The organism is Bradyrhizobium sp. LTSP857, from assembly GCF_000938285.1.
In the GTDB taxonomy this organism is placed as follows: domain Bacteria; phylum Pseudomonadota; class Alphaproteobacteria; order Rhizobiales; family Xanthobacteraceae; genus Bradyrhizobium.
Genome location: NZ_JYMS01000046.1, coordinates 199,839 through 217,560 on the forward strand (window position 1 = coordinate 199,839; position 17,722 = coordinate 217,560).

The 17,722-nt window shown below is 62.7% G+C and carries 23 protein-coding genes; 10 read left to right on the plus strand and 13 right to left on the minus strand.

Annotated features, from left to right (window positions below; translation table 11 throughout):
• Positions 1-88 precede the first annotated feature (88 nt).
• Positions 89-649, minus strand: a complete 561-nt coding sequence (locus UP06_RS30360; protein ID WP_082081723.1) for a hypothetical protein — start codon at positions 647-649, stop codon at positions 89-91.
• A 195-nt stretch (positions 650-844) separates the two neighbouring features.
• On the minus strand, positions 845-1,912 hold the full coding sequence (locus UP06_RS30365) for an AI-2E family transporter (RefSeq protein ID WP_045007362.1): 1,068 nt from the start codon (positions 1,910-1,912) through the stop codon (positions 845-847).
• A gap of 438 nt (positions 1,913-2,350) precedes the next feature.
• On the opposite strand from UP06_RS30365, the gene UP06_RS30370 reads away from it, so the two are divergent.
• The 6 genes from UP06_RS30370 to UP06_RS30395 all read left to right on the plus strand — a co-directional run bounded on the left by UP06_RS30370 (position 2,351) and on the right by UP06_RS30395 (position 6,747).
• Complete coding sequence (locus UP06_RS30370; protein ID WP_156163322.1) at positions 2,351-3,109, plus strand: hypothetical protein; 759 nt, start codon at positions 2,351-2,353, stop codon at positions 3,107-3,109.
• 27 nt (positions 3,110-3,136) lie between these two features.
• Entirely contained in the window at positions 3,137-3,337 is a 201-nt protein-coding gene (locus UP06_RS30375) for a hypothetical protein (RefSeq protein WP_045007364.1), read from the plus strand.
• Between the two features lie 204 nt (positions 3,338-3,541).
• Positions 3,542-4,045 carry a hypothetical protein gene (locus UP06_RS30380; RefSeq protein WP_045007365.1) on the plus strand — a complete coding sequence of 168 codons (504 nt, stop codon included), beginning with the start codon at positions 3,542-3,544 and terminating at the stop codon, positions 4,043-4,045.
• Positions 4,046-4,064: 19 nt separating this feature from the next.
• Positions 4,065-4,277 carry a hypothetical protein gene (locus UP06_RS30385; RefSeq protein WP_156163323.1) on the plus strand — a complete coding sequence of 71 codons (213 nt, stop codon included), beginning with the start codon at positions 4,065-4,067 and terminating at the stop codon, positions 4,275-4,277.
• Complete coding sequence (locus tag UP06_RS30390; RefSeq protein WP_045007367.1) at positions 4,274-4,465, plus strand: hypothetical protein; 192 nt, start codon at positions 4,274-4,276, stop codon at positions 4,463-4,465. The genes UP06_RS30385 and UP06_RS30390 overlap by 4 nt, the downstream gene beginning before the upstream one ends.
• A 125-nt stretch (positions 4,466-4,590) precedes the next feature.
• Positions 4,591-6,747, plus strand: coding sequence for a hypothetical protein (locus UP06_RS30395; RefSeq protein WP_156163324.1), 2,157 nt, complete (start codon positions 4,591-4,593; stop codon positions 6,745-6,747).
• 49 nt (positions 6,748-6,796) lie between these two features.
• Here the strand turns inward: UP06_RS30395 and UP06_RS30400 are convergent, their stop codons facing one another.
• Positions 6,797-8,179, minus strand: coding sequence for an MBOAT family O-acyltransferase (locus tag UP06_RS30400; protein WP_045007369.1), 1,383 nt, complete (start codon positions 8,177-8,179; stop codon positions 6,797-6,799).
• 2 nt (positions 8,180-8,181) lie between these two features.
• Complete coding sequence (locus UP06_RS30405; protein ID WP_045007370.1) at positions 8,182-9,096, minus strand: hypothetical protein; 915 nt, start codon at positions 9,094-9,096, stop codon at positions 8,182-8,184.
• Positions 9,097-9,642: 546 nt separating this feature from the next.
• Here UP06_RS30405 and UP06_RS30410 point away from each other — a divergent pair.
• Both UP06_RS30410 and UP06_RS30415 read left to right on the plus strand, forming a co-directional pair.
• Positions 9,643-10,179 carry a hypothetical protein gene (locus UP06_RS30410; protein WP_156163325.1) on the plus strand — a complete coding sequence of 179 codons (537 nt, stop codon included), beginning with the start codon at positions 9,643-9,645 and terminating at the stop codon, positions 10,177-10,179.
• A complete protein-coding gene (locus tag UP06_RS30415) occupies positions 10,176-10,709 on the plus strand; it encodes a hypothetical protein (protein WP_045007372.1) in 534 nt (177 codons plus the stop codon). The genes UP06_RS30410 and UP06_RS30415 overlap by 4 nt, the downstream gene beginning before the upstream one ends.
• Positions 10,710-11,154: 445 nt before the next feature.
• Here UP06_RS30415 and UP06_RS30425 read toward each other — a convergent pair whose 3' ends face one another.
• The 3 genes from UP06_RS30425 to UP06_RS41145 form a co-directional block, all read right to left on the minus strand.
• The gene (locus UP06_RS30425; RefSeq protein WP_045007374.1) at positions 11,155-11,451 is read right to left on the minus strand and encodes a hypothetical protein; all 297 of its coding nucleotides are present in this window, start codon (positions 11,449-11,451) and stop codon (positions 11,155-11,157) included.
• A gap of 11 nt (positions 11,452-11,462) precedes the next feature.
• On the minus strand, positions 11,463-11,744 hold the full coding sequence (locus UP06_RS30430) for a hypothetical protein (protein ID WP_045007375.1): 282 nt from the start codon (positions 11,742-11,744) through the stop codon (positions 11,463-11,465).
• A gap of 111 nt (positions 11,745-11,855) precedes the next feature.
• Positions 11,856-12,263 carry a hypothetical protein gene (locus UP06_RS41145; protein WP_156163326.1) on the minus strand — a complete coding sequence of 136 codons (408 nt, stop codon included), beginning with the start codon at positions 12,261-12,263 and terminating at the stop codon, positions 11,856-11,858.
• Positions 12,264-12,474: 211 nt separating this feature from the next.
• On the opposite strand from UP06_RS41145, the gene UP06_RS30435 reads away from it, so the two are divergent.
• Positions 12,475-12,939: a hypothetical protein gene (locus UP06_RS30435; RefSeq protein ID WP_045007376.1), complete on the plus strand. Its 465-nt coding sequence runs from the start codon at positions 12,475-12,477 to the stop codon at positions 12,937-12,939.
• A complete protein-coding gene (locus UP06_RS39330) occupies positions 12,932-13,417 on the plus strand; it encodes a hypothetical protein (protein ID WP_050032255.1) in 486 nt (161 codons plus the stop codon). Before UP06_RS30435 ends, UP06_RS39330 begins: the two co-directional genes overlap by 8 nt.
• Positions 13,418-14,279: 862 nt before the next feature.
• On the opposite strand, the gene UP06_RS30445 is transcribed toward UP06_RS39330, so the two are convergent.
• The 6 genes from UP06_RS30445 to UP06_RS30470 form a co-directional block, all read right to left on the minus strand.
• Positions 14,280-15,494, minus strand: a complete 1,215-nt coding sequence (locus tag UP06_RS30445) for an AAA family ATPase (RefSeq protein ID WP_045007377.1) — start codon at positions 15,492-15,494, stop codon at positions 14,280-14,282.
• Positions 15,494-15,862 (minus strand): hypothetical protein, encoded by a 369-nt coding sequence (locus UP06_RS30450; RefSeq protein WP_050032258.1) that lies wholly within the window; start codon positions 15,860-15,862, stop codon positions 15,494-15,496. The genes UP06_RS30445 and UP06_RS30450 overlap by 1 nt, the downstream gene beginning before the upstream one ends.
• Entirely contained in the window at positions 15,859-16,251 is a 393-nt protein-coding gene (locus UP06_RS30455; protein WP_156163327.1) for a hypothetical protein, read from the minus strand. The genes UP06_RS30450 and UP06_RS30455 overlap by 4 nt, the downstream gene beginning before the upstream one ends.
• Before the next feature lie 23 nt (positions 16,252-16,274).
• The gene (locus tag UP06_RS30460; protein WP_050032260.1) at positions 16,275-16,607 is read right to left on the minus strand and encodes a TSCPD domain-containing protein; all 333 of its coding nucleotides are present in this window, start codon (positions 16,605-16,607) and stop codon (positions 16,275-16,277) included.
• Positions 16,608-16,672: 65 nt separating this feature from the next.
• Positions 16,673-16,921 carry a hypothetical protein gene (locus tag UP06_RS30465; protein WP_045007379.1) on the minus strand — a complete coding sequence of 83 codons (249 nt, stop codon included), beginning with the start codon at positions 16,919-16,921 and terminating at the stop codon, positions 16,673-16,675.
• Between the two features lie 134 nt (positions 16,922-17,055).
• Positions 17,056-17,679 carry a hypothetical protein gene (locus UP06_RS30470; RefSeq protein ID WP_045007380.1) on the minus strand — a complete coding sequence of 208 codons (624 nt, stop codon included), beginning with the start codon at positions 17,677-17,679 and terminating at the stop codon, positions 17,056-17,058.
• Between the last annotated feature and the right edge of the window lie 43 nt (positions 17,680-17,722).

The window sequence follows — 17,722 nt, forward strand, 5'->3', positions numbered from 1 at the left end:
TCCGATATTAGTCATACTGACCAGCGCGCCGACGAGGAACTGAAGCAGCATAAAGGACCGACCAGTTTTTCAGCTTCAGGGACTTGCGTCAGCGCGACGACGGCCCGTTCAGCAAGAACGCCAACGTATGCCGCGCGATCGCAAGTTCATCATCGTAGGGTTGGCCATCGCTTCCAGCCGCTGGGCTGAGATGAAACGCACTGTCGAAGCAGGCGACTTGCACCAGCGCCGGATGGTTGGCGCGCATCGAACGGATCGGTGCGAGATTATGCGGCAGACGCAACGGCGCCAAAGCGACCAACTGCTCCAGTCGAACCATCACGGCGTCATCGATCAAGACCGGTTGGGCGTCGTTCGGCCCGGCGTGAGCGACGCGATGTCCCACGGCCAGCGGCTCGACCCCCAGTTCGTCCCGAAGCCATGCGTCGACGACCGTGAATGCCGCCGCGACATCACTGACATCGTCACTGCGGTAAACGCGATGCGCCAACGAATCTCCGTTCATTCGGTGCGCCTTAAGGCGCGGACAGCTGCCCAATCCGCCAAGCCTTCCCTTGATTTGCTGTTCCAGCCTCCCCTCGCCTTGCACGGAGAAGAGCTCGAAGCTCACCCCCGCCACATCGGCATCGATAGCGAGGATTGAGTCCATGGCGGTCAATCACCAACCAGGAGCACCCGGCCGGCCACCGAGGACACTTGTCTGAGTGCGCAATCACTCTGCGGCGCCTGATGATCCATCGACATGCCCGAGGTCACACCTCACCTTCTCGCACTCAAGGCGCGTGAGAAGTTCAGGGTTTGACTTATGTCAAAGGTGCGACAGGTGTCCGTGATGCGCGCGCATTCAAGCCGTGGCACGCTCGATCCGGATCCACGCCGCCGCCAGTTCCCAGGCAACCGACAGGATGATCGGCCCGATAAAGAGACCGATGATCCCATGTGCGAGCGTTCCGCCGATGACCCCGATCAGGATCACGAGCGTCGGCGTCGTCAGGCCACGTCCCATCACGAGCGGCTTCAGGATGTTGTCGAGGAGGCCGACAGCGATGAAGAACGCGGTGAGAAGCAATGCCGTGGTGACATCCTTCGCTGTCCAGATCCAGATGATCACAGGAAGGAGAACGAGGAAGGGGCCGATCTGCACGATCGACAGCAACAGTGCGACGAATGCAAGCAGGCCGGCACTCGGGACGCCTGCGAGCTTGAAGCCGATGCCGGCCAACAGCGACTGCAAGATCGCGACTCCAATGACGCCCTGTGACACAGCGCGGATGGTCGCGCCGGCGAGCTCCAGAAAATGCTCGCTCTGCTCCGGCACGATGCGGAACAGAAAGCTGCGAACGGCGGCAACAAGCTGCGGTCCGTACGGGAAGAGGAAGCCGGCGACAAACACCGACAGCAGGAACTGAAGGGTACCGAGGCCGGCATCTCCGGCGAACGACAGCATCATCCCTGCAAGCGGTTTGAGATACGGCGCCGCCTCGCGCAGAATGGCGCGAACGTTCGTGTAGGCTTGGTTCCAGAGATCGTAGAGCTGCGGACCGATCACCGGCCAGTCCTTGATCCGCTCGGGCGCGGCCTGAAGCACGAGATCGCCGGTGCCGATTTGGCTCGCAAGATCCCTGATCCCTTCGACTGCGCTGACGCCTAGCCAGGCTACAGGACCGATGATGATGCCGAGCGTGACCAGGGTGAGGATGGCCGCGGCCAAGCGTGGACGGCCGCCGAGGCGCTTGGCGACCCAGCTGAAGGCCGGATAGAACGCCACCGCCAGCACCGCGCTCCAGGTCAGGATCGGCACGAACGGCTGGATGATCAGAAACGTCCAAAAGATCAGCAGCGCCAGCAATCCTAGCCGGATCACGAGCTGAATGATGCCTTCGGCGGGCAGGAGTTGGCGAAGTGTTCTCAAGGCTTGAGGCCTGACTCTCGACGCACGGCAAACTCTCGCGGAGTCTAACGGCTCGTCTTGAGCGGCAGGCTTGATCCATGTCAAGCCAAGGGCAATCGCTTCGCTCAGGAAAAACGCAATTGCCTCAACGCATTAGCGCCAACAATTGGACGGAGTGGTGAGCAGCATACTGGCGGAAGGGGTGTCCGCCGATCTGAATTGATTTTACATGACAAATCACGTCTATTGGCTCCGTACCCCTGTTTTGGCCCCTGCCAAGCTTTGGAGCACCGTAGAATGCCGCCTGACGCACCCGCACAGCCGCAGACCAGTAGCACGCTTGCGACGCCCACCGCTCCGGCAGTCACCGCCCCGGTAAGCCCGCAGCCGCAGCAACCCTCCAAGGTCGAGGCACCGGCTGCCGCCCGCCCCGTTCCCGGCTCGAAGGCATGGGCTCAGATGACGCCCGAGCAGCGTCACGAGCAGCTCAGAGGGCCGGAAAATCCCCGATCGCGCGGACACTCCCCTGCCCGCGACATGCGCGAAGCCGCAGCAGAAGCGGCGGGCGACAATGTACCCAAGCCCGACGGCGAGCAGCAGGCAGCATCACCTGCAAAAGTTCAGGTCGGCAAGTACGAGGTTAGCGAGGACGAGCTCGCCGCCATGATGGACCGCCAGGCGCAGGACGATCTGCGCAAGGCCACCATCCCGCCGACGCCCGCCGACTACAAACTGCAAATTTCCCCCGATGCGAAATTGCCGGGTGGTGTCGAATTCAAATTTGATGCGAGCGATCCATCGCTGACCGCCGCCAAGAACTGGGCTCACAGCAAGGGGCTCGACCAGGGCGCCTTCTCCGAAATGTTGACGCTCTACGCTTCGCACGTTGCGCAGCAGCAGGCGGCGCTCGCCGAGGTATCCCGCGCCGAGATCGCCAAGGCCGGCGTGAACGCTCCGCAGCGGGTCGACGCGATCGGCAAATGGATCAGGGCGGAAGTCGGCGACGCCGACGCAAGGCCGATCTTGGCGACGATGGTCACCGACGCGCATCTCCGTTTCTTCGAGAAGATGCAGCACAGGGTCACGTCTCAGGGCGGCGCCTCGTTCTCTCAGTCGCATCGCGTACCGGCCGACGACAAGGCCATCCCTGGTTACGCCAAAATGAGCTTCGAACAGCGCCGGTTTGCGCAGGATCAGCGCGCGGCGCAGCGCCGATAAATCTCAGATCAACGAAGGGACTCCGCAATGGCTTTAGCTGTCATCACCGTCAACAATCCATCGCCCGCCTTGGACAAGCGATTTCAGGAAGTGCAGATCGTCGCCCGCGCACTGGATATCGCGGAGAGCCAGATCCGCATAGCCGGCGGCACCGTAGCATCGGGCACCATGACGGACGCTGGCGTCACGCTGGGGACCTGGACGTATACCGCGGTCGCGGCATCGTGACGGCAGCCCAGCCGGAGGCGCGGCAGCCAGGCTGCTCGCTGTGCTGGATCGATGGCATCTGGTCGAAGCCGATCAGGGGCTGGACCGGCTTTCCCATCTGCCGTGAGCACGTGGCCGAGACGCTTGCTCGCGTTGGCGGCTTCCCGCCCGTCACCTGCACCATTGATCCATCTAGTCAGTCGCAATCGCTTCACTGAGGGGAGCATGATCACCAGCTATTCGGAGTTGATCGCCGCCATCAACGCGCAGCGCGAGGCTCTCGGCGTCCGCCAGCAGGACTTCGACGAGCTTGCAGGATTTACCCCCGGCATGACCGGCAAGGCGTTCGGACCCGGAATGGTCCGGCGCCTCGGCCCTGAAAAATTGTTTGATGCCATGAGGGCGGCCGGGCTCGCAATCCACCTTGAGCCGGACCCGGAGCAGGTGGAGCGCATGAAGCGGCGGATCGCGGAGAACTATCTCCCGCGACAGGCAAATCAAGCGCGGCCGAACAACCGTGCAAATATCGACGGGAAGACTGTCGAGCGCGTTTTGGATTTTCTCACGCAGCCGAAAAAGGGTGGCATCTTGCGGCTTAAGCGGGCCGTCGCGGAATACCGCGCGAACGCGGCACGTCTTGGAGCGATGACCACAAACCGGAAGCGCCGCGGTGCAGCGCCGCCGTGTAATCAGCCAGTACGGACCACGAGGCTTTCAAAGTATGCCTGACGCGCGACGCGAACGCATCATGACGACGGAAGCAAATTGGAAGCGCGTCCAGGAGGCGCCCCGGGGTATTGGCCATGTGCTTCTGCGCATTGGAGCGGGCTCGCTCGATGGCGTCTTTGTCGGCTACAAAGATCCGGACACAGGCCGGTGGCTCGACCAGGAGAGCCGCGAAGTGCAGCCGGCCTATTTCGCGCTGATCCCTCTGTTCGACTGCGAGGACGATCAGCAGTGAGCGAACGGGAGACTGCGGCCATCGTCGGGTTGAAGCGCGAGATCAAAACCGTCCGCGCGAACGCCCGCGAGTTGAAGGACCAGGCCGCGCGCTGGCGCAAGGTCTGCGCCACGCTCCGCGGCCTTGCCGGCATCGACGACGGCCAGTTCCGCAACTTGCTCAAGGCAGAATCCCTGCCTTGCGACTGACGAGGTAGCGCGCACCGCAAGCGCGTTTCGGATTGAGCTGTCTCCGTCAAACAGCTCCGACTTGGACACGTCGCTAACGACCTTCGGCGCTCGACCGGCTCGAGCCGCGCCTCAAGGTCGGTCCGATGTTCTCTCGTTTCGCGCGCCAAGCCGCGCTTGCTGCTTCGCTGCTTGCATGGATTGCCCCGGCTCTTGCACAGGCCCCGTCGCCTGTCCCCGCGCTTCCGGATGCCGAAAGGCGCACCAGCTACAGCATCTCGAGCTCGACCTGCCAATGCGCTGTGAATTTCGCGATTTACGGGGATGCCGCGGATTTCAGTAGCTGGATCGAGGTCTGGCTGAACGGTGCGCGCGTCAACTACAACGACGCCTCGCTCGGCTGGACGATCACAAGCCCGTCCAATGCCGACCTCTCCAAGCTCGCCCGCCCGATCACCAATGCGGTACTGACCTTCAACCAGGTCCAGACTGGCACGGTGCAGATCGTCGGCGCCCGCCGGCCGCGGCGCGTCTCGCAATTCACCGAGAACCGGGGCGTCGCGGCGCGCGATCTCAACCAGGCCATCACCGACATCGTCGCGATGCTGCGCGAGGACTGGGACAAGATCAACGACGTCTCAGGCCGCGCAGTGCTAGCGCCCCCGGGCGAGACGCTTAGCGTGCTCTCGACCGCCGCGACGCGCGCGAGCTCCGGAGCCTGTTTCGACAGCGGCGGCCAACTTGTATCCTGCGTGTCGATCCCGAGCACGACGTTCACAGCCGGAAACGGCATCACGATCACGGGCACATCGCCAAAGACGATCACGAACAACATCCAGGCCTCGGCGCCGATCGTCATCAGCGGCACCAATCCGCTGACGGTTTCCTGCCCGACCTGTAACACCTCGCCCGCCGCGGCTTCGCCCGCCGTGTTCGTTGCCTCGCGCGCCAACGCGATCACCTTGGATCTGCACACTTACACGGTCGTGCGCACTGGCGGCTACACGGTCGGAGGCGATAGCGGCGACGCGACGTTCAAAAACGTCGGTAGCGCTCCCTTCATCGACACCCGGATCAACACCGGAAACCTGACCGCGGCCGGCACCGGCTGCTCGACACCGGGCACTTATCTCGGCGTTCCCTTGACCGGGGGCACGGGCACAGGTGCCATCGCGACCATTATCGTTGCCGGCGGATCGGTCACGACCGTCACCATCACCGGAACTGGCGGCAACGCCTTCACTGCGGGCGATGTCCTCTCTGCCGCGGCGGCGAACATTGGTGGTGGCTGCGCCGGCTTCACTTGGACGGTCTCGACGGTCACGTCTCCAACCGGCAGCTTCACTGATTCCGCCGGCACGCATTGGCAGATCGTCGTCGACGAAGGCAACTACATCAACGTAAGGCAATTCGGCTCCAAGGTTAATTTCACTGTCGCGGCTGGCGATGCTGGCTCAAATGACGACACGGCGACCAATCAGAACGCGCTCAACTTCGCCGGCGCGATCACTCCACCCACGATCGACGCGGGCGGCGTCAACGGCCAGACCGTGCTCATTCCCCGCGGCCTGTCATTGTCCGGGGCACTCCAGGTGCCGAATGGCGTGACCTTCAAGGGTCAGGGGCCATGGTCATCAGGACTGAAGATGCTAGATGCTCTTTCCGCGTCTTTGCATTTCATCACGTTGTGCGATCCCACCACGCATGCCGCCTGCTTCGGAACCTACCTGCAGGACATGCTGATCTTCACGGGATCAGGCTCAGCGAACGCAAACATCTCCGCCATCTACTCCAACAATATCCAGGAGCAGGACACGATACGGCGGGTTTCGATATTCCCCGGCCAGCGCGTCTGCATTTATCTCGAGCAGGGCTTCGGCGGCGCGAGCCAGGTCAACATCGAGAACATCTACTGCATTCCGAGAAACGGCAGCGTGAACGCGGGCATTCAATTGGTTCTCGGTGGCTCACAGACCCTGATCGGCTTACACAACATCACCGTCGCCGGCGGCAGCCTCAATATCAACGCCATCCAGATCATCGGTGGCTATACCGACATTCTCAACTTCCACTGCGAAGGCATCGTCACCTGCGTTTTCATCAACGTTCCGGCCAATAGTGGCCTGCAATCGCTTCACAATGTGATCGGTGGGGCTGGATGCACGGATCTGGTTGTTCGTGCGGCCGCCGGTACGGCCAACGTCAATGTCGGGGGTCGGCTGGCCCCAAATGGCTGCACCCACACGATCAATAATGGCGGGACCATCACGACCGGCAATGTTGTGGCCGACACGGTGTTTTGAGGAAGCGGTATGACCAGCGAGATTGCGACCATCGATCGGCCGAAGCCGCTTAGAAGTGAAAATAGATGAACTCGAAGCTTTCACTCGAGTTCAGCGCGAGCACGGCGCATGCCGCTAAGAGCCCGAAGCCAACAGCATAGATCGGTCTCGATTGGATTCGCGATACCAGCTCGGACGTGTTCGGAAGCAGGAAGGCGAAAAGCGACGCAATGCAGATGACGGTTACCGAGGAAGCTGGATCCAGATGACTGTCGCTGCCGGCTCTCCTGTTCCAGATAAGTGCCTCATAGATCCGAATGGCTGTGCCAAAATGTTGGGCTCTGAATAGCACCCAGCAAAACACAACGAACAGGAATGTCAGGGGCCAACAGATCAATGCTGGCATTGGTAGTGTCGAGCGTCGCCAAAGAACGTCTATACCAAGTCCTGCGCCATGCAGAACGCCCCAAGCGATGAAAGTCAGACCGGCGCCATGCCACAGACCGCCGAGCGTCATCGTGGCAAGAAGTGCCCAGAGCTGAACGGCCAGCCCATAGCGATTGCCGCCAAGCGGAATGTAGAGATAGTCACGTAGAAAGCGCGACAATGTCATATGCCAGCGTCGCCAAAAATCCTGAAGCGACGCCGCACGATATGGCGCATTGAAGTTTTGCGGTAGGGAGATGCCAAACAGCAGTGCCGAGCCGATGGCCATGTCGGTATAGCCTGAGAAGTCGAAGAAGATCTGGAACGTGAAGGCGAGACTAGCCAGCCATGAATCTACGGGCGTCACCGCCGCCGTGTCGGCTGCTTTGAAGATTGGGTTGGCGATAGCGGCAAGGTTATCGCCTAGCATGATCTTCTGGCACAGACCGAGGATGATCAACATGAGCCCGCTCGTGGCTCGCTTCCACTGGTCTTCGTCGACGAACGGCGATGCGACGAACTGGTACATGACCTCGCGCCATCTGACCAATGGACCTGCAAGGACCTGTGGAAAGAACGCGATATAGAGGCCGTATTCGATGAGCGAGTATTGCGGCGCCAGCTTCCGCCGGAAGTCCGTCAGGTACATCACGTGATGGAAGGTGAAGAAGGATATGCCGAGCGGTAGCGCCACGTCGCAGTGCGGCGCGCCCCAGCGCTGCGGCAACAGGCCTGCAAAGAAGTTGAGATACTTGAACACGGCAAGCAGGATCAGGTTGCCACAGATCGCGCCGTAGACGATCCATGAGCGTCCTGCCAAGGCAAACCAGCGTGCAGCGAGCCAGTTGAGCAGAATTGGGAGAACGATCAGCGGGATGAAGTGCCAGTCCCAATAGCCATAAAAGGCGATCGAAAGGGCAAGCAGAACGGCGAGTCGCCAACTGGGCAGCCATTTGCAGCAGCCAAGGTAGATGAGCCACGCCCCGGGAAGAAAAATGGCGAGGTAAGCGAAAGAGTTGAACAGCAAAGCTACGGCCCCTTAAGTGCGGTCGGAATTGCTTCCGCGACGTCGCTTTCGATGCGAGCGGCATAGGGGCGTCGGTAGTGAATGGGGTCGAAGAAATTTGCTGCATCGTTGTTTTCGGGGCGATCGGCCTCCGACCAATCCAGCACCCTGACGTTCGGGAGGGGGGAAGCCGCTTGTGCCAGCTTCGATTTGCAGCCGCGGTCAGTCGCTTCAGCGTCGCTTCCTGGTGCGGGCGTATAGCTGACGTAACGTGGCGTCCACAAGATCACAAAAAACGCGGATGACGGGCTCTCGATGAAGTTTATGAGCCTTTGAAGCACCGGAAAACTGCCGCTCGGATTGGTGGATTTTTCCGGTCTCACACCGCCGTCAAGGCGCGACCGGACGAAGTTGATGTCGCTATAGCTTGCCTGTTCGAACGGGCCGATGAATCCGTGGTAACCGTCGGCCGCTATGTATGGACGGTAGCCGTCGACCTTCGCGGCTCGTCGCCCCTTGAATATCGTTTTGAACATCTCAAACGATGTGTCGACTGAAAGTCCCCACAGATAGCGCGGCAGCGAGGAATAGAGCCAAAACGGAAAGGGTCTCGGCTCGTCGAAACTGGCGTCGCACCATACTTCCGGCAGCAGCGCGACGACCACGATCCTGGCGTCCTCGTGGTGCGCGAGAAAGAACGTCATCGCCGCAATGGAAGCCGGAGCTCTGGTCCCGGAGATCGAGAGCGACACAAATCGTTGTCCGGTCAATCTGCTCAGATTTTGGGGCATCAACGGCATCGAGGCAGAGTTGCCGATGATGGCGGAGTTGAATTGAGGATCGATCGCCCGAGATACCATCACTGGTCGTTCTTCGGTGAATCCGATCTCGCCGTCCTTGCTGTAGCTGAGGCGCCCGAATGGATCCAGCGCCACCATGATTGCGAATGCTATGAGAAGGCTGCCAACAGTAGAGCCTGTTCCAACCGCAACAAAGGTGGGCCAACTCGCGCGCCGAGCGAATAATCCGAGCAAGGCAGCCCCCGCCGCAAGATCTACGTGCATAAACGGACAACACAATAAAAACGTGCATACACGGAAGAATTGTGTCCGTCCAGAAACACTTTCGAACGGGACGCGCCGAGGCGCCCCGAATGGGGATGGACTTCGTTAAGCAAATCATGATGGGATGTCCGTGGGCGTGAGAACCCGGACCAGAGCTATAGCCGCACATCCTTGGTCAGGATGCTCCCGATTGGCGTCGGGGGTGACGGCTGAATGAGTGTGGCGCCTTTTCGGTACCGCGCTCGACGGACGCACTTGGCGGTGCGGCTCCGAACCCTGCCTATATGGCCGGGGTCGGGCGTGCTGTCCAGCCCTCACGGGTAAAAGCGCTCGGCTCGTCGCTCTGGCGAGTTCTCACCCCCCGGCTGCCGGTCTGACACCGGCGCGGGCCGTGAGAAGCCCAAACGCAGAGCAACCACCATGACCATCGAAAGACCTATGTTTCCGCCGCGAGCGGAGTCCGTGGATTCGTTTTCATCCCACCCCGCCACCGGACAGCCTGAACCGGGAAAACGCATCAGCGAGTCCCGCAAGCCCGCCGAGGGCCTGTCCCGCCGCACCATGCTCGGCGCCCTGGCCGTGCTGCCCGTTGCGTTGCCGGCTGCCGCGGCAGTGCCCGATCCGGTCTTCGCGGCGATCGAGCGCTACAACGCGCTTTCGGCCGAATACACGGCGGCCGTGGATTGGCGGGCCCCCATGGAGGAGGACAATCCGGACCTTTTTGAAGCCGAGGATGAGGCGTCGCGGACGTGTGCGGCGCTGTACGAGCAAATGGGCCTCCTTTTCAGCTACCGGCCGGCAACGATTGCCGGCGTGGCGGCCCTGCTGAACTACATCTCGACGCTGGAAGAATGGCAGATGCCCCCAGGGCTGGAGGACGGTGATGGTAAGGAGGCCGTGCAGAGGCTTTGCACCTGTCTTGCCGCGGCGCTCGAGCAAAACGGAGCGGCAGCATGAGCAACGTCATTGACCTGTCTGCGATGCGAGCAGCGCGCGTGCTGCCTCCCCAAAACGTGGCCGAAGTCGAGATGGCGCCGCGCGAGATGCAACGGCAATTGCGCTGGCAGCAAGAGCCGCCTCAGACCGAGACCGCCAGAAACACGCGTTTGCGGCATCGGCGCCGCGACGCTTGGTATGCAGCAGAGGCGCGCACGCGGTATTGGTCTGCCCGGATGAAGCTGCACAGCGCGATCGATAGCGCAGGCCGGTGGGGAGCCTTTCCTAAGGGCTTGCTGGAAGAGGAGCACGACCACGAGCCGGACACTTGGATGTCCTTGGTCCGCTGTTTCAGGTCGGCCCTTGCGAAACAGCTTCTGACGCCGGCTTGGCAAACAGCCGGCGTCACATGGAAGCAAAAGGCCCTGGCGGCCGGGAGGCACAAATACACTGACCTCACGGACGAGCAGATTGAAAGCGCGATCCAGCAGGATATCGAGTTTTTGGCCGCTCATCCTCGCCGCCGCAAGCGCGAGGAGGCATCGGCATGAAGCGCCGTCGGAGGCTCCACAAAAAGCGCGACCGGCAGCGGCTGATGACGCACCGCCGGCGGCTGAGAAGGTAGTTTTCCACAACGACGGTTGCGTGCGTCTCCGGATGCGCGCAGCCTGTCCTTAATCCAAATACCCAAATCAGGGAGAGAGCGGTGCCTAGTCAGAAAGTTGACCGCGTCGTTTCGCGTGCGGCTGATCGAATATCGAAGGCCATCGACGACATGATCCGAACTCTGCCGGCCGACGCAGCTCCGCATATGGCAACCGTGTTCCTTGTCGGGGAGCTCACAAGCCGTCAGCGACAGGCGATGCAATGGATCATGGAAGATCCTTTGGTTCGCGACAGATTTGAAGCCTCATTGGCCGAATTTCCGGCGACCAGGGGAAGCACGACGCATTTCTGAATTTGCCTTCGCGCCGGGCCGGCCGGCACCGATCTCGGTCACTGGTCCCTCTTTAGCTTGCGCCGGCCCCAATGCGGCTCTTTGCCCTTGGGGTTGAACTCGGGAACGAAGTGCCGGTTCAGCGCGCGCATGACGCCGATCCGGGCGAGCATCGTCGGCCCGCCACTTTCCGCTACCAGGATCAGCGCCTGCATCGCCGCTTGCCACTCTGGCGCGGCGTGTTCCTTCTTCGGCAGCGCGGCGATGTACGCGCCGGCATCGAGCAGCGTTGCCAGCGTGCGGCCGTCGACCTCGATCGGCTCGTCGAAAGGCCGTCTCCAACCCCGCTCGGTCACGCTGCCCCCGGTTACCGATAGCCCATGCCACCGATAGGCCCTTTGCGGTTCCAGTTGAAGTCCGGCCGCACGTCGGCGCCGCGGCTACCGCAGGCGCTGCAAACAAAGCGCGGCTCGAGATCCGAGAGCCTTACCACTTCTGACCAGCGGTCGGCGTCCAGAGCAACATGACGGCCGCAATGGCAATAGACCAGCACGCCGCGCACACCCATCTCCCGCATCTCGCCGAAGGTAATCTTGATCGGCCGGCCGTCGGCGTGCGTAGGCGTGTGGCGGCGGACAGATCGAGGCATGCCGCCATCGAAACGCGGCGCAAGCCAGAGTCAAATTGTCGATTACTGGTGGCTGGGAACGCGCGCGAGCTACTGCGCCTCGGGGCGGGGGTTCGAGATCGTGGCCGGCAACTACCGCGCGCTGCACTGCTTGACGTCCACGTGCTGAACCATGCATTTGTATTGTTCGATATCGGTCCGAAGCTCGTAGACGGTGGACCAGCCCTTGAGCAGGAGGGCAAATCCCGCCAGCAGGGCTAATGAGATGACCACCTGTCGGATGTCTTGAGGGGTCATTTTGACGGCGAACAAACCTGGTAGAGCTAGACCGTCATCAACAGAGCGCGTGGTGTTGCGTGCTTGTGCGGCAAGTCGCCATCCAGCGACGTCGGCAGCGTTGCCGCAATACTCGCAAGTCAGATCGCCTATGAGAATCGCACGACCGCGCGAGAGATTAGCTGACGATGCTTCTCTGAAACAATTTGGGCAGATCAACGGGAGCTTTCGCACCCGCCAGCGCTGCAAAAGGAAGGGGAGCATGACGCATTGCCCGACCTGATAGAACGCGATCAAAGGTTGTAAAGACGTCAAAATGACGTCGGCGAGTGGCCTTGACGAGTTCTGGCCGCCGGAGTCTGATCGGCCGCATGGGGCAACATCAGCACGACATCGACGAACTCGCGCGCATGGAGCGCATCTGCCCGTCATGTAGTGCGTTGCGGCGCGGCCGCGGACGGCGCCACGCTCGACCATGACAAACGCCACGCCAGCGAAGCGCGCCCTCGCCGCCCTCGACCGCGAGCCCGCGGAATCCCGTGTTCCCAGGCACCGCATCACCAAGAAGGTCGCCGCCGCAATCGACCTGCTCGTCAAGGGCGAATGCAAGCAGGTCAAGGAGGCCGCCGAGCAAGCCGGCCTCACACGCGAGACGCTGAGCCGGGCCCTCGCAAAACCTCATGTCGCCGACTTCATGCGCCAGGAAGTGGTCCGAAACCTCAACCGGGCGACCATGCGCGCCGGAGCAACCAAGGTCGAATTACTGGACAGCAATTCGGAGCTTGTCCGCGATCGCGCATCCAGCTTCGTGCTCGCCCTCGCCGGCATCGCCCCGGCAGAGCAGCCGAGCATCAGCCTCAACGTGGAGATCCGCGCCGGCTACGTCATCGACTTGTCGGACGATCCAGCACCGGCGCCCAGGATCATCGATCATGTCTGATTTCCCCACCCCTGCCCGGCAATTCCCCACCCGGCAGGCCGAAGCCATCGAGGGCCGATCCCGCCGCGGCGCCGTCACCGGCAAGCTCAAGGCCGCGCTCGAATTGATGGTGTGGGAAGGCCTTCCGCGCAAGGAAGCCGCCGCAAAGGCCGGCCTCGCCGACGCATCGCTCCGCTTCGCCTTCCGCAAGCCGCATGTGCTGGCGCATCATCGCGCCGAGCTCGCAGCCCTTCGCGAGAACCTCCGCGCCCGCAACGTGCACCGGCTCGACGGCATCGCCGACAACAGCCGGAACGACATGGCCAAGGTCGGCGCCATCAAGGCCCTCGAAGCCATCACCGACCAGGCGGAGGAGCGCGACCCCCGCAGCACCGTCCAAATGCCGGGCGTGCAGATCGTGATCGTGCAGCCGCCCGCCGGCCCTCAGCTCGAGCAGCCCCGCACCGTCGCTCCCCTTGAGATCATCCCCGCGACCTGAGCGACGCCCCTCCCCGAGATATATGCTGGGCACGCGGCCCGACCGCGCCAGAGTCACAGCAGCGCCGCAGCCCCCATAAGCTGCACTCCGCGCCCGGTCGCTGTCCGAACGCACCACGGGCCGCCTAAAGCCCGCCTAGACGTGCTCCAGCGTGTCACCTTTGAGCACCACCGTGATGTAAGACGCGAAAAGGCCCCAGCCTATGGCCCCCGCTCAGCCCGCCAAATCCAAGGGCGACCGGCCATCACGTCAGGGGAATGAGCGGCTGTGGGACGTGTCTCGACCACGCAATCGGCGCCCCGAATACTCCCGTCGAGGATCGGCCGGAGGGTATTTCACCCGCGCGCTCTCTCAAGACCTTAAGCACTCTAGGAAGGAAAGACCCGGCGCCGGCGCGCGAGAGAACACGGGTCGGAACGGGGGTAGCCGTCAGGTCGAGGCACAAAGCCAAATGATTTCAACGGTCCTCGGAGGAAACACCATCCGCCAGCCAGGTCGAGCGCCGACGGGAAACCGAGCGCGAAGCACCCCCGGGGGGTCTCGATATCTGGCGCGCGCCTACAGACCGATGGGGGCCGAAAAAACGTCGTCGCCGACCAGGGCTGGTGAAACGAAGGCACGATTGACCAAGAGAACACCCCGGACCCCTCCTGATTTTTTGGCAGACCTGAGATTTTTGGCTGCCTTTCTTTCGTCCTCCAGGGTGCCGCCCGTGGGGCCCGTCGAGGGCCCAAAGCGGGGGGCTACCCGCTGGGGGTTATAGGGGGTGAGAAACCCCCCGGGGGTCGGTCGGGGTAGGCCGGGGGATAACCCTAGAGGTAGGCCGGGGGGTCGCCCCCGGGTCGCCCGGGGGGTAGCCCCCTCAAATCGAGGTGGTCCGCTCGATCCGCTTGGCGTCTTTGGAGGGTTTCCCGAACGGCACGTTGGCGATCTTGCCGGCGGCGAAAAGGCGCTCCTGGGCCTTGGCGAGCCCCTGCCATGTCATGCCGTTGGCCTGGGGCATGTCGGCGAACACCTTGGGCGCATGGCCCTTGCCGGGCATCGGGAACACGTTGCGGCCTTGTGCGGTCGCAGCGTCGAGGCAGGCGAGATAGGCCTGATCGGCGACGTTGAAGGCGGCAGCCTGGGCTGGCGCGCTCTCCGAACCCTTCATGACGAAGCTCCCCTCTTCCCAGCGGATCGCCACGCGCTCTCCCGCCGGGCCGTAGTTCGTCTTCTTGACCTCGAGCACGCGATCAGTGCCCCCGCCCTCGTCCTGCACCGTCTCGAGGTGCAGCCGCGCGCGGGTGGCGTTCTGCCAATCCATCGAGCCGCCCCGCCCCGTGCCGCTGGTGATGCCGGAAAGGCTCGGATGGTCGAGCAGCATCACGGCGCAATCGGCCTCGCGCGCCAGCTTGCGGAACATGCCGACGAAGGATCGCGCGTGTGTGCGGTCGTTCTGGTTGCCGCCGAAAACCGCCGCGATGGAGTCGACGACAACCAGCACCGGCCGGATGTCGAACACGGCAGCCGCCAGGGCCTCGAACAGCGGCGTGGGGGCGATCGGACCATTGGGACGCGCAACACCGAGCAGGCAGCGGTCGGGGTCCGCAAAATGGAAGTGCAGGTCCTCGATGTCGCTGGGGTCGATACCGCGCTTGCGTGCCACGCGATCGAGCCGCCGGCGCATCTCCTGGTCGGGCTCCTCGCCGCTGAAGAAGATCACGGGCCCGGCTTCGCAGACGGTGCCGAGCCAATCGCCTAGCCGCTGCTCGACCGAAATGGCGAGTTGCAGCGCCACCGTGGTTTTGCCGCCGCCGCCGTCGCCCGAAAGGATTGTGACGTCGCCCGCGGGGATCCGGTTCGTGGCAAGCCAGCGCATCGGAGGCAGCGGCACGCCGCGCCATGTCGGCGGGCAAATCAATTCCAGCGGCGGCGTAGTAGCCGCAAGACCTTCAGCCAGCCCCGTGTCCGGCGCGCCGTCGGCGCTCTCAGGGTATTCGGTCGGGAACGGCGCGTCATCCATCGGCCCGCTGTCCTGCGGCGGGATAGCGCCAGCCCTTGCAAAGGCCTCTTCCATGCGATCGGGCGCGAGCATTATTTCCTGCCCTTCTTCCAGATTTTAAACAATGCGGGAGCGTCGTCAGGATGAGCAGCAAGCCAGCGCTCGATGTGATCTGGATCGCCGAGCCCGGCGACGTACCAAAAGGCCGCAATCGTGGTCGGCGCCGGCTCACGCGGTCGCACAACCGCCGGTGCCGCACGAGGCAATACGGGCGGTAATTCTCCGGTGTGCCGGTGCCTGTCCCGAGGGTCGGACAATTCCCATTCCCGAACGAGCTCGGCCGCGCGCAGCATGATTTCCTGCTCGACTGCGTCGGCCAAATCCTCGCCCTCGTCCGGCAGGTCGAAGGCGAACAGCACGCCGCCGTGCAGCAAAGCATCGCTCGGCCAGGGGCCAATCATTCGGCAGCCCCTTCGCCTTCATCATCCGCGATCAGGCCTGCCCGGCGCGCTTCTTCAAGCGCCCTCGTGAAGGCCTGCACCAGCCGCGGCAAATGCTTCACCGAACAGGCAAAGCCCTTGCCCGGCCGCGAAATGCCCCCGGCATCGGCCCGCCAAGTCCTCAAGTCGACAATGTTGCATCCTTCGAAAGTGCTGAGCCGGATATAAACGGCGTCCCCGCCTCTGTTCTTCCACCAGCGGTCCACCATGATTGGTTCGGCCAGCGTCGGCCCCGTTCGCCTGGACCTCGGTGCCGCCGATGAGGATGGCCGCCCCTCGCCTTGCGCCGGCACGCTCTGTCCGCGCGCGCTTTCGGTGCCGCGATCTCGAATGCGCTTCTCGTCGCGCACCGCCGACCAATTCATGCGGCGGCTCATGTGATCAAATCCAGCGCGGCGCCGATCGGGCTTGCAGCCGCGCCCCGGCTGTCCCGCTTCAGCGCGTGGCGCAACTCGTCCATGCTGGCCCCGTATTGCAGGGCGAGGCTAGCAAGGATCGCTGCGTCGCTCATGAGAACATCGAGCAAGGAATCCGCGCGGTCAGCGTTCAGAAAAACTTCGCCTGGGCGGCCGTCCGGGTAATAGCCGACGGTCATCTCGTATCGAGAACGCTCGCGCTCGAAAGCGACGGTCTCGGCGGGCCGCCGGTTAGGCAGCCGATAGCGTCGCAGTGCGTCGCGCTGTTCTGATTTGTGCTCTATGTCCATCGGGCCTGATCCTGTTGCCTGATCCCAAAACAACGAAAGCCGCCCATGGCCGGGCGGCTTTTTCGTCAGGCGGGTTCGACTTGGAGACCGCGCGCAATCATGCGATCGATCGTCGCGATGCTCAGGCCGGTAAGCTCAACCGCCTTCTTGCGCGTGACGGTCCGGGGATCATCGGGAGTCGGCTCGCATTCGAGCACGTCGAGCAGGCTTTGATACTGGATCAGGCGCCGCTCGCCGACCACGACGGTCCGGAGAACGCAAGGGCGCTTCGGCTTGGAAACCGCAGAGGGCTTGGCAACCGCAGGAAGTGTCATGTTCGCCTCGTCAAGTACGGCATCGCGCCGTGTTGACGAGAGGTGATCCGATTTGCGGCGAAGCGTCCGCTACATCATCGCGGGTCGCTCAATTCGGTACTACTGAATTGCCGGCGCCCTAATTTCGATAGTCCCTATTTCCTCGGCTGAAATACGTGGACGTTGTTCGGGACCACCGCGCCGAGCGTTTCGGTCTCGAATTGCAAAAACAGCTCCGCCATTTCGGCCGACAAATCCAGCGGCAGGTTGCTACGCCAAAGGCGTAGCAACGCCGCGCCGGCTGGGTGCGCTTCGATCTCGGCAACGGCCGCATAGTATTTCGTTGACAAGCTCTCCGGGGACAACATCCGGCCGCCAATCTTGCGGCTCGCCGCGGTTCTAATCGCCTCGGCTTCGTTGATTTGCTCGGCCGCGGCGAGCCCTTCGATCATCGTGACAATATTGAAACGCTCGGGCTTTTTGCGCCGGCCCGGCTTCGTGCCGCTGCCGACATTCACGGAAAAGCCGGGAACGTATCTCTCGGCAATCGCAAGGGCGAGAGCCGGAAAGTTTCCTTTCGGTACGCCGAGATATTCGCGGAGCACATCAAGCCGCTCGATGCCGGCGGTGGCCTGCTGGGCGACGATTCGCGTCAGGTCCTGTGATCGTATGCTGGCGGTTTCAGCGTCGGACAGAGCCAGGGAGCGGCCGGCCGCGCTCCAACCTTCAATCTCAACCGGCTCAAATTTCGGCGCCGGCGGGCGTTTCGTTTTGGACATGATCGCCAATCCCTCGGAGAACAGCAGCCTCGTTATACCAGCG

Excerpts from the sequence above, each read along its gene's own strand:
- UP06_RS30360 (WP_082081723.1), bottom strand. The coding sequence starts at position 649 with ATGGACTCAATCCTCGCTATCGATGCCGATGTGGCGGGGGTGAGCTTC.
- UP06_RS30370 (WP_156163322.1), top strand. The coding sequence starts at position 2,351 with ATGACGCCCGAGCAGCGTCACGAGCAGCTCAGAGGGCCGGAAAATCCC.
- UP06_RS30375 (WP_045007364.1), top strand. The coding sequence starts at position 3,137 with ATGGCTTTAGCTGTCATCACCGTCAACAATCCATCGCCCGCCTTGGAC.
- UP06_RS30380 (WP_045007365.1), top strand. The coding sequence starts at position 3,542 with ATGATCACCAGCTATTCGGAGTTGATCGCCGCCATCAACGCGCAGCGC.
- UP06_RS30385 (WP_156163323.1), top strand. The coding sequence starts at position 4,065 with ATGACGACGGAAGCAAATTGGAAGCGCGTCCAGGAGGCGCCCCGGGGT.
- UP06_RS30395 (WP_156163324.1), top strand. The coding sequence starts at position 4,591 with ATGTTCTCTCGTTTCGCGCGCCAAGCCGCGCTTGCTGCTTCGCTGCTT.
- UP06_RS30405 (WP_045007370.1), bottom strand. The coding sequence starts at position 9,096 with ATGGTGGCGCTGGATCCATTCGGGCGCCTCAGCTACAGCAAGGACGGC.
- UP06_RS30410 (WP_156163325.1), top strand. The coding sequence starts at position 9,643 with ATGACCATCGAAAGACCTATGTTTCCGCCGCGAGCGGAGTCCGTGGAT.
- UP06_RS30415 (WP_045007372.1), top strand. The coding sequence starts at position 10,176 with ATGAGCAACGTCATTGACCTGTCTGCGATGCGAGCAGCGCGCGTGCTG.
- UP06_RS30430 (WP_045007375.1), bottom strand. The coding sequence starts at position 11,744 with ATGCCTCGATCTGTCCGCCGCCACACGCCTACGCACGCCGACGGCCGG.
- UP06_RS41145 (WP_156163326.1), bottom strand. The coding sequence starts at position 12,263 with ATGCTCCCCTTCCTTTTGCAGCGCTGGCGGGTGCGAAAGCTCCCGTTG.
- UP06_RS30435 (WP_045007376.1), top strand. The coding sequence starts at position 12,475 with ATGACAAACGCCACGCCAGCGAAGCGCGCCCTCGCCGCCCTCGACCGC.
- UP06_RS39330 (WP_050032255.1), top strand. The coding sequence starts at position 12,932 with ATGTCTGATTTCCCCACCCCTGCCCGGCAATTCCCCACCCGGCAGGCC.
- UP06_RS30445 (WP_045007377.1), bottom strand. The coding sequence starts at position 15,494 with ATGCTCGCGCCCGATCGCATGGAAGAGGCCTTTGCAAGGGCTGGCGCT.
- UP06_RS30450 (WP_050032258.1), bottom strand. The coding sequence starts at position 15,862 with ATGATTGGCCCCTGGCCGAGCGATGCTTTGCTGCACGGCGGCGTGCTG.
- UP06_RS30460 (WP_050032260.1), bottom strand. The coding sequence starts at position 16,607 with ATGGACATAGAGCACAAATCAGAACAGCGCGACGCACTGCGACGCTAT.
- UP06_RS30465 (WP_045007379.1), bottom strand. The coding sequence starts at position 16,921 with ATGACACTTCCTGCGGTTGCCAAGCCCTCTGCGGTTTCCAAGCCGAAG.
- UP06_RS30470 (WP_045007380.1), bottom strand. The coding sequence starts at position 17,679 with ATGTCCAAAACGAAACGCCCGCCGGCGCCGAAATTTGAGCCGGTTGAG.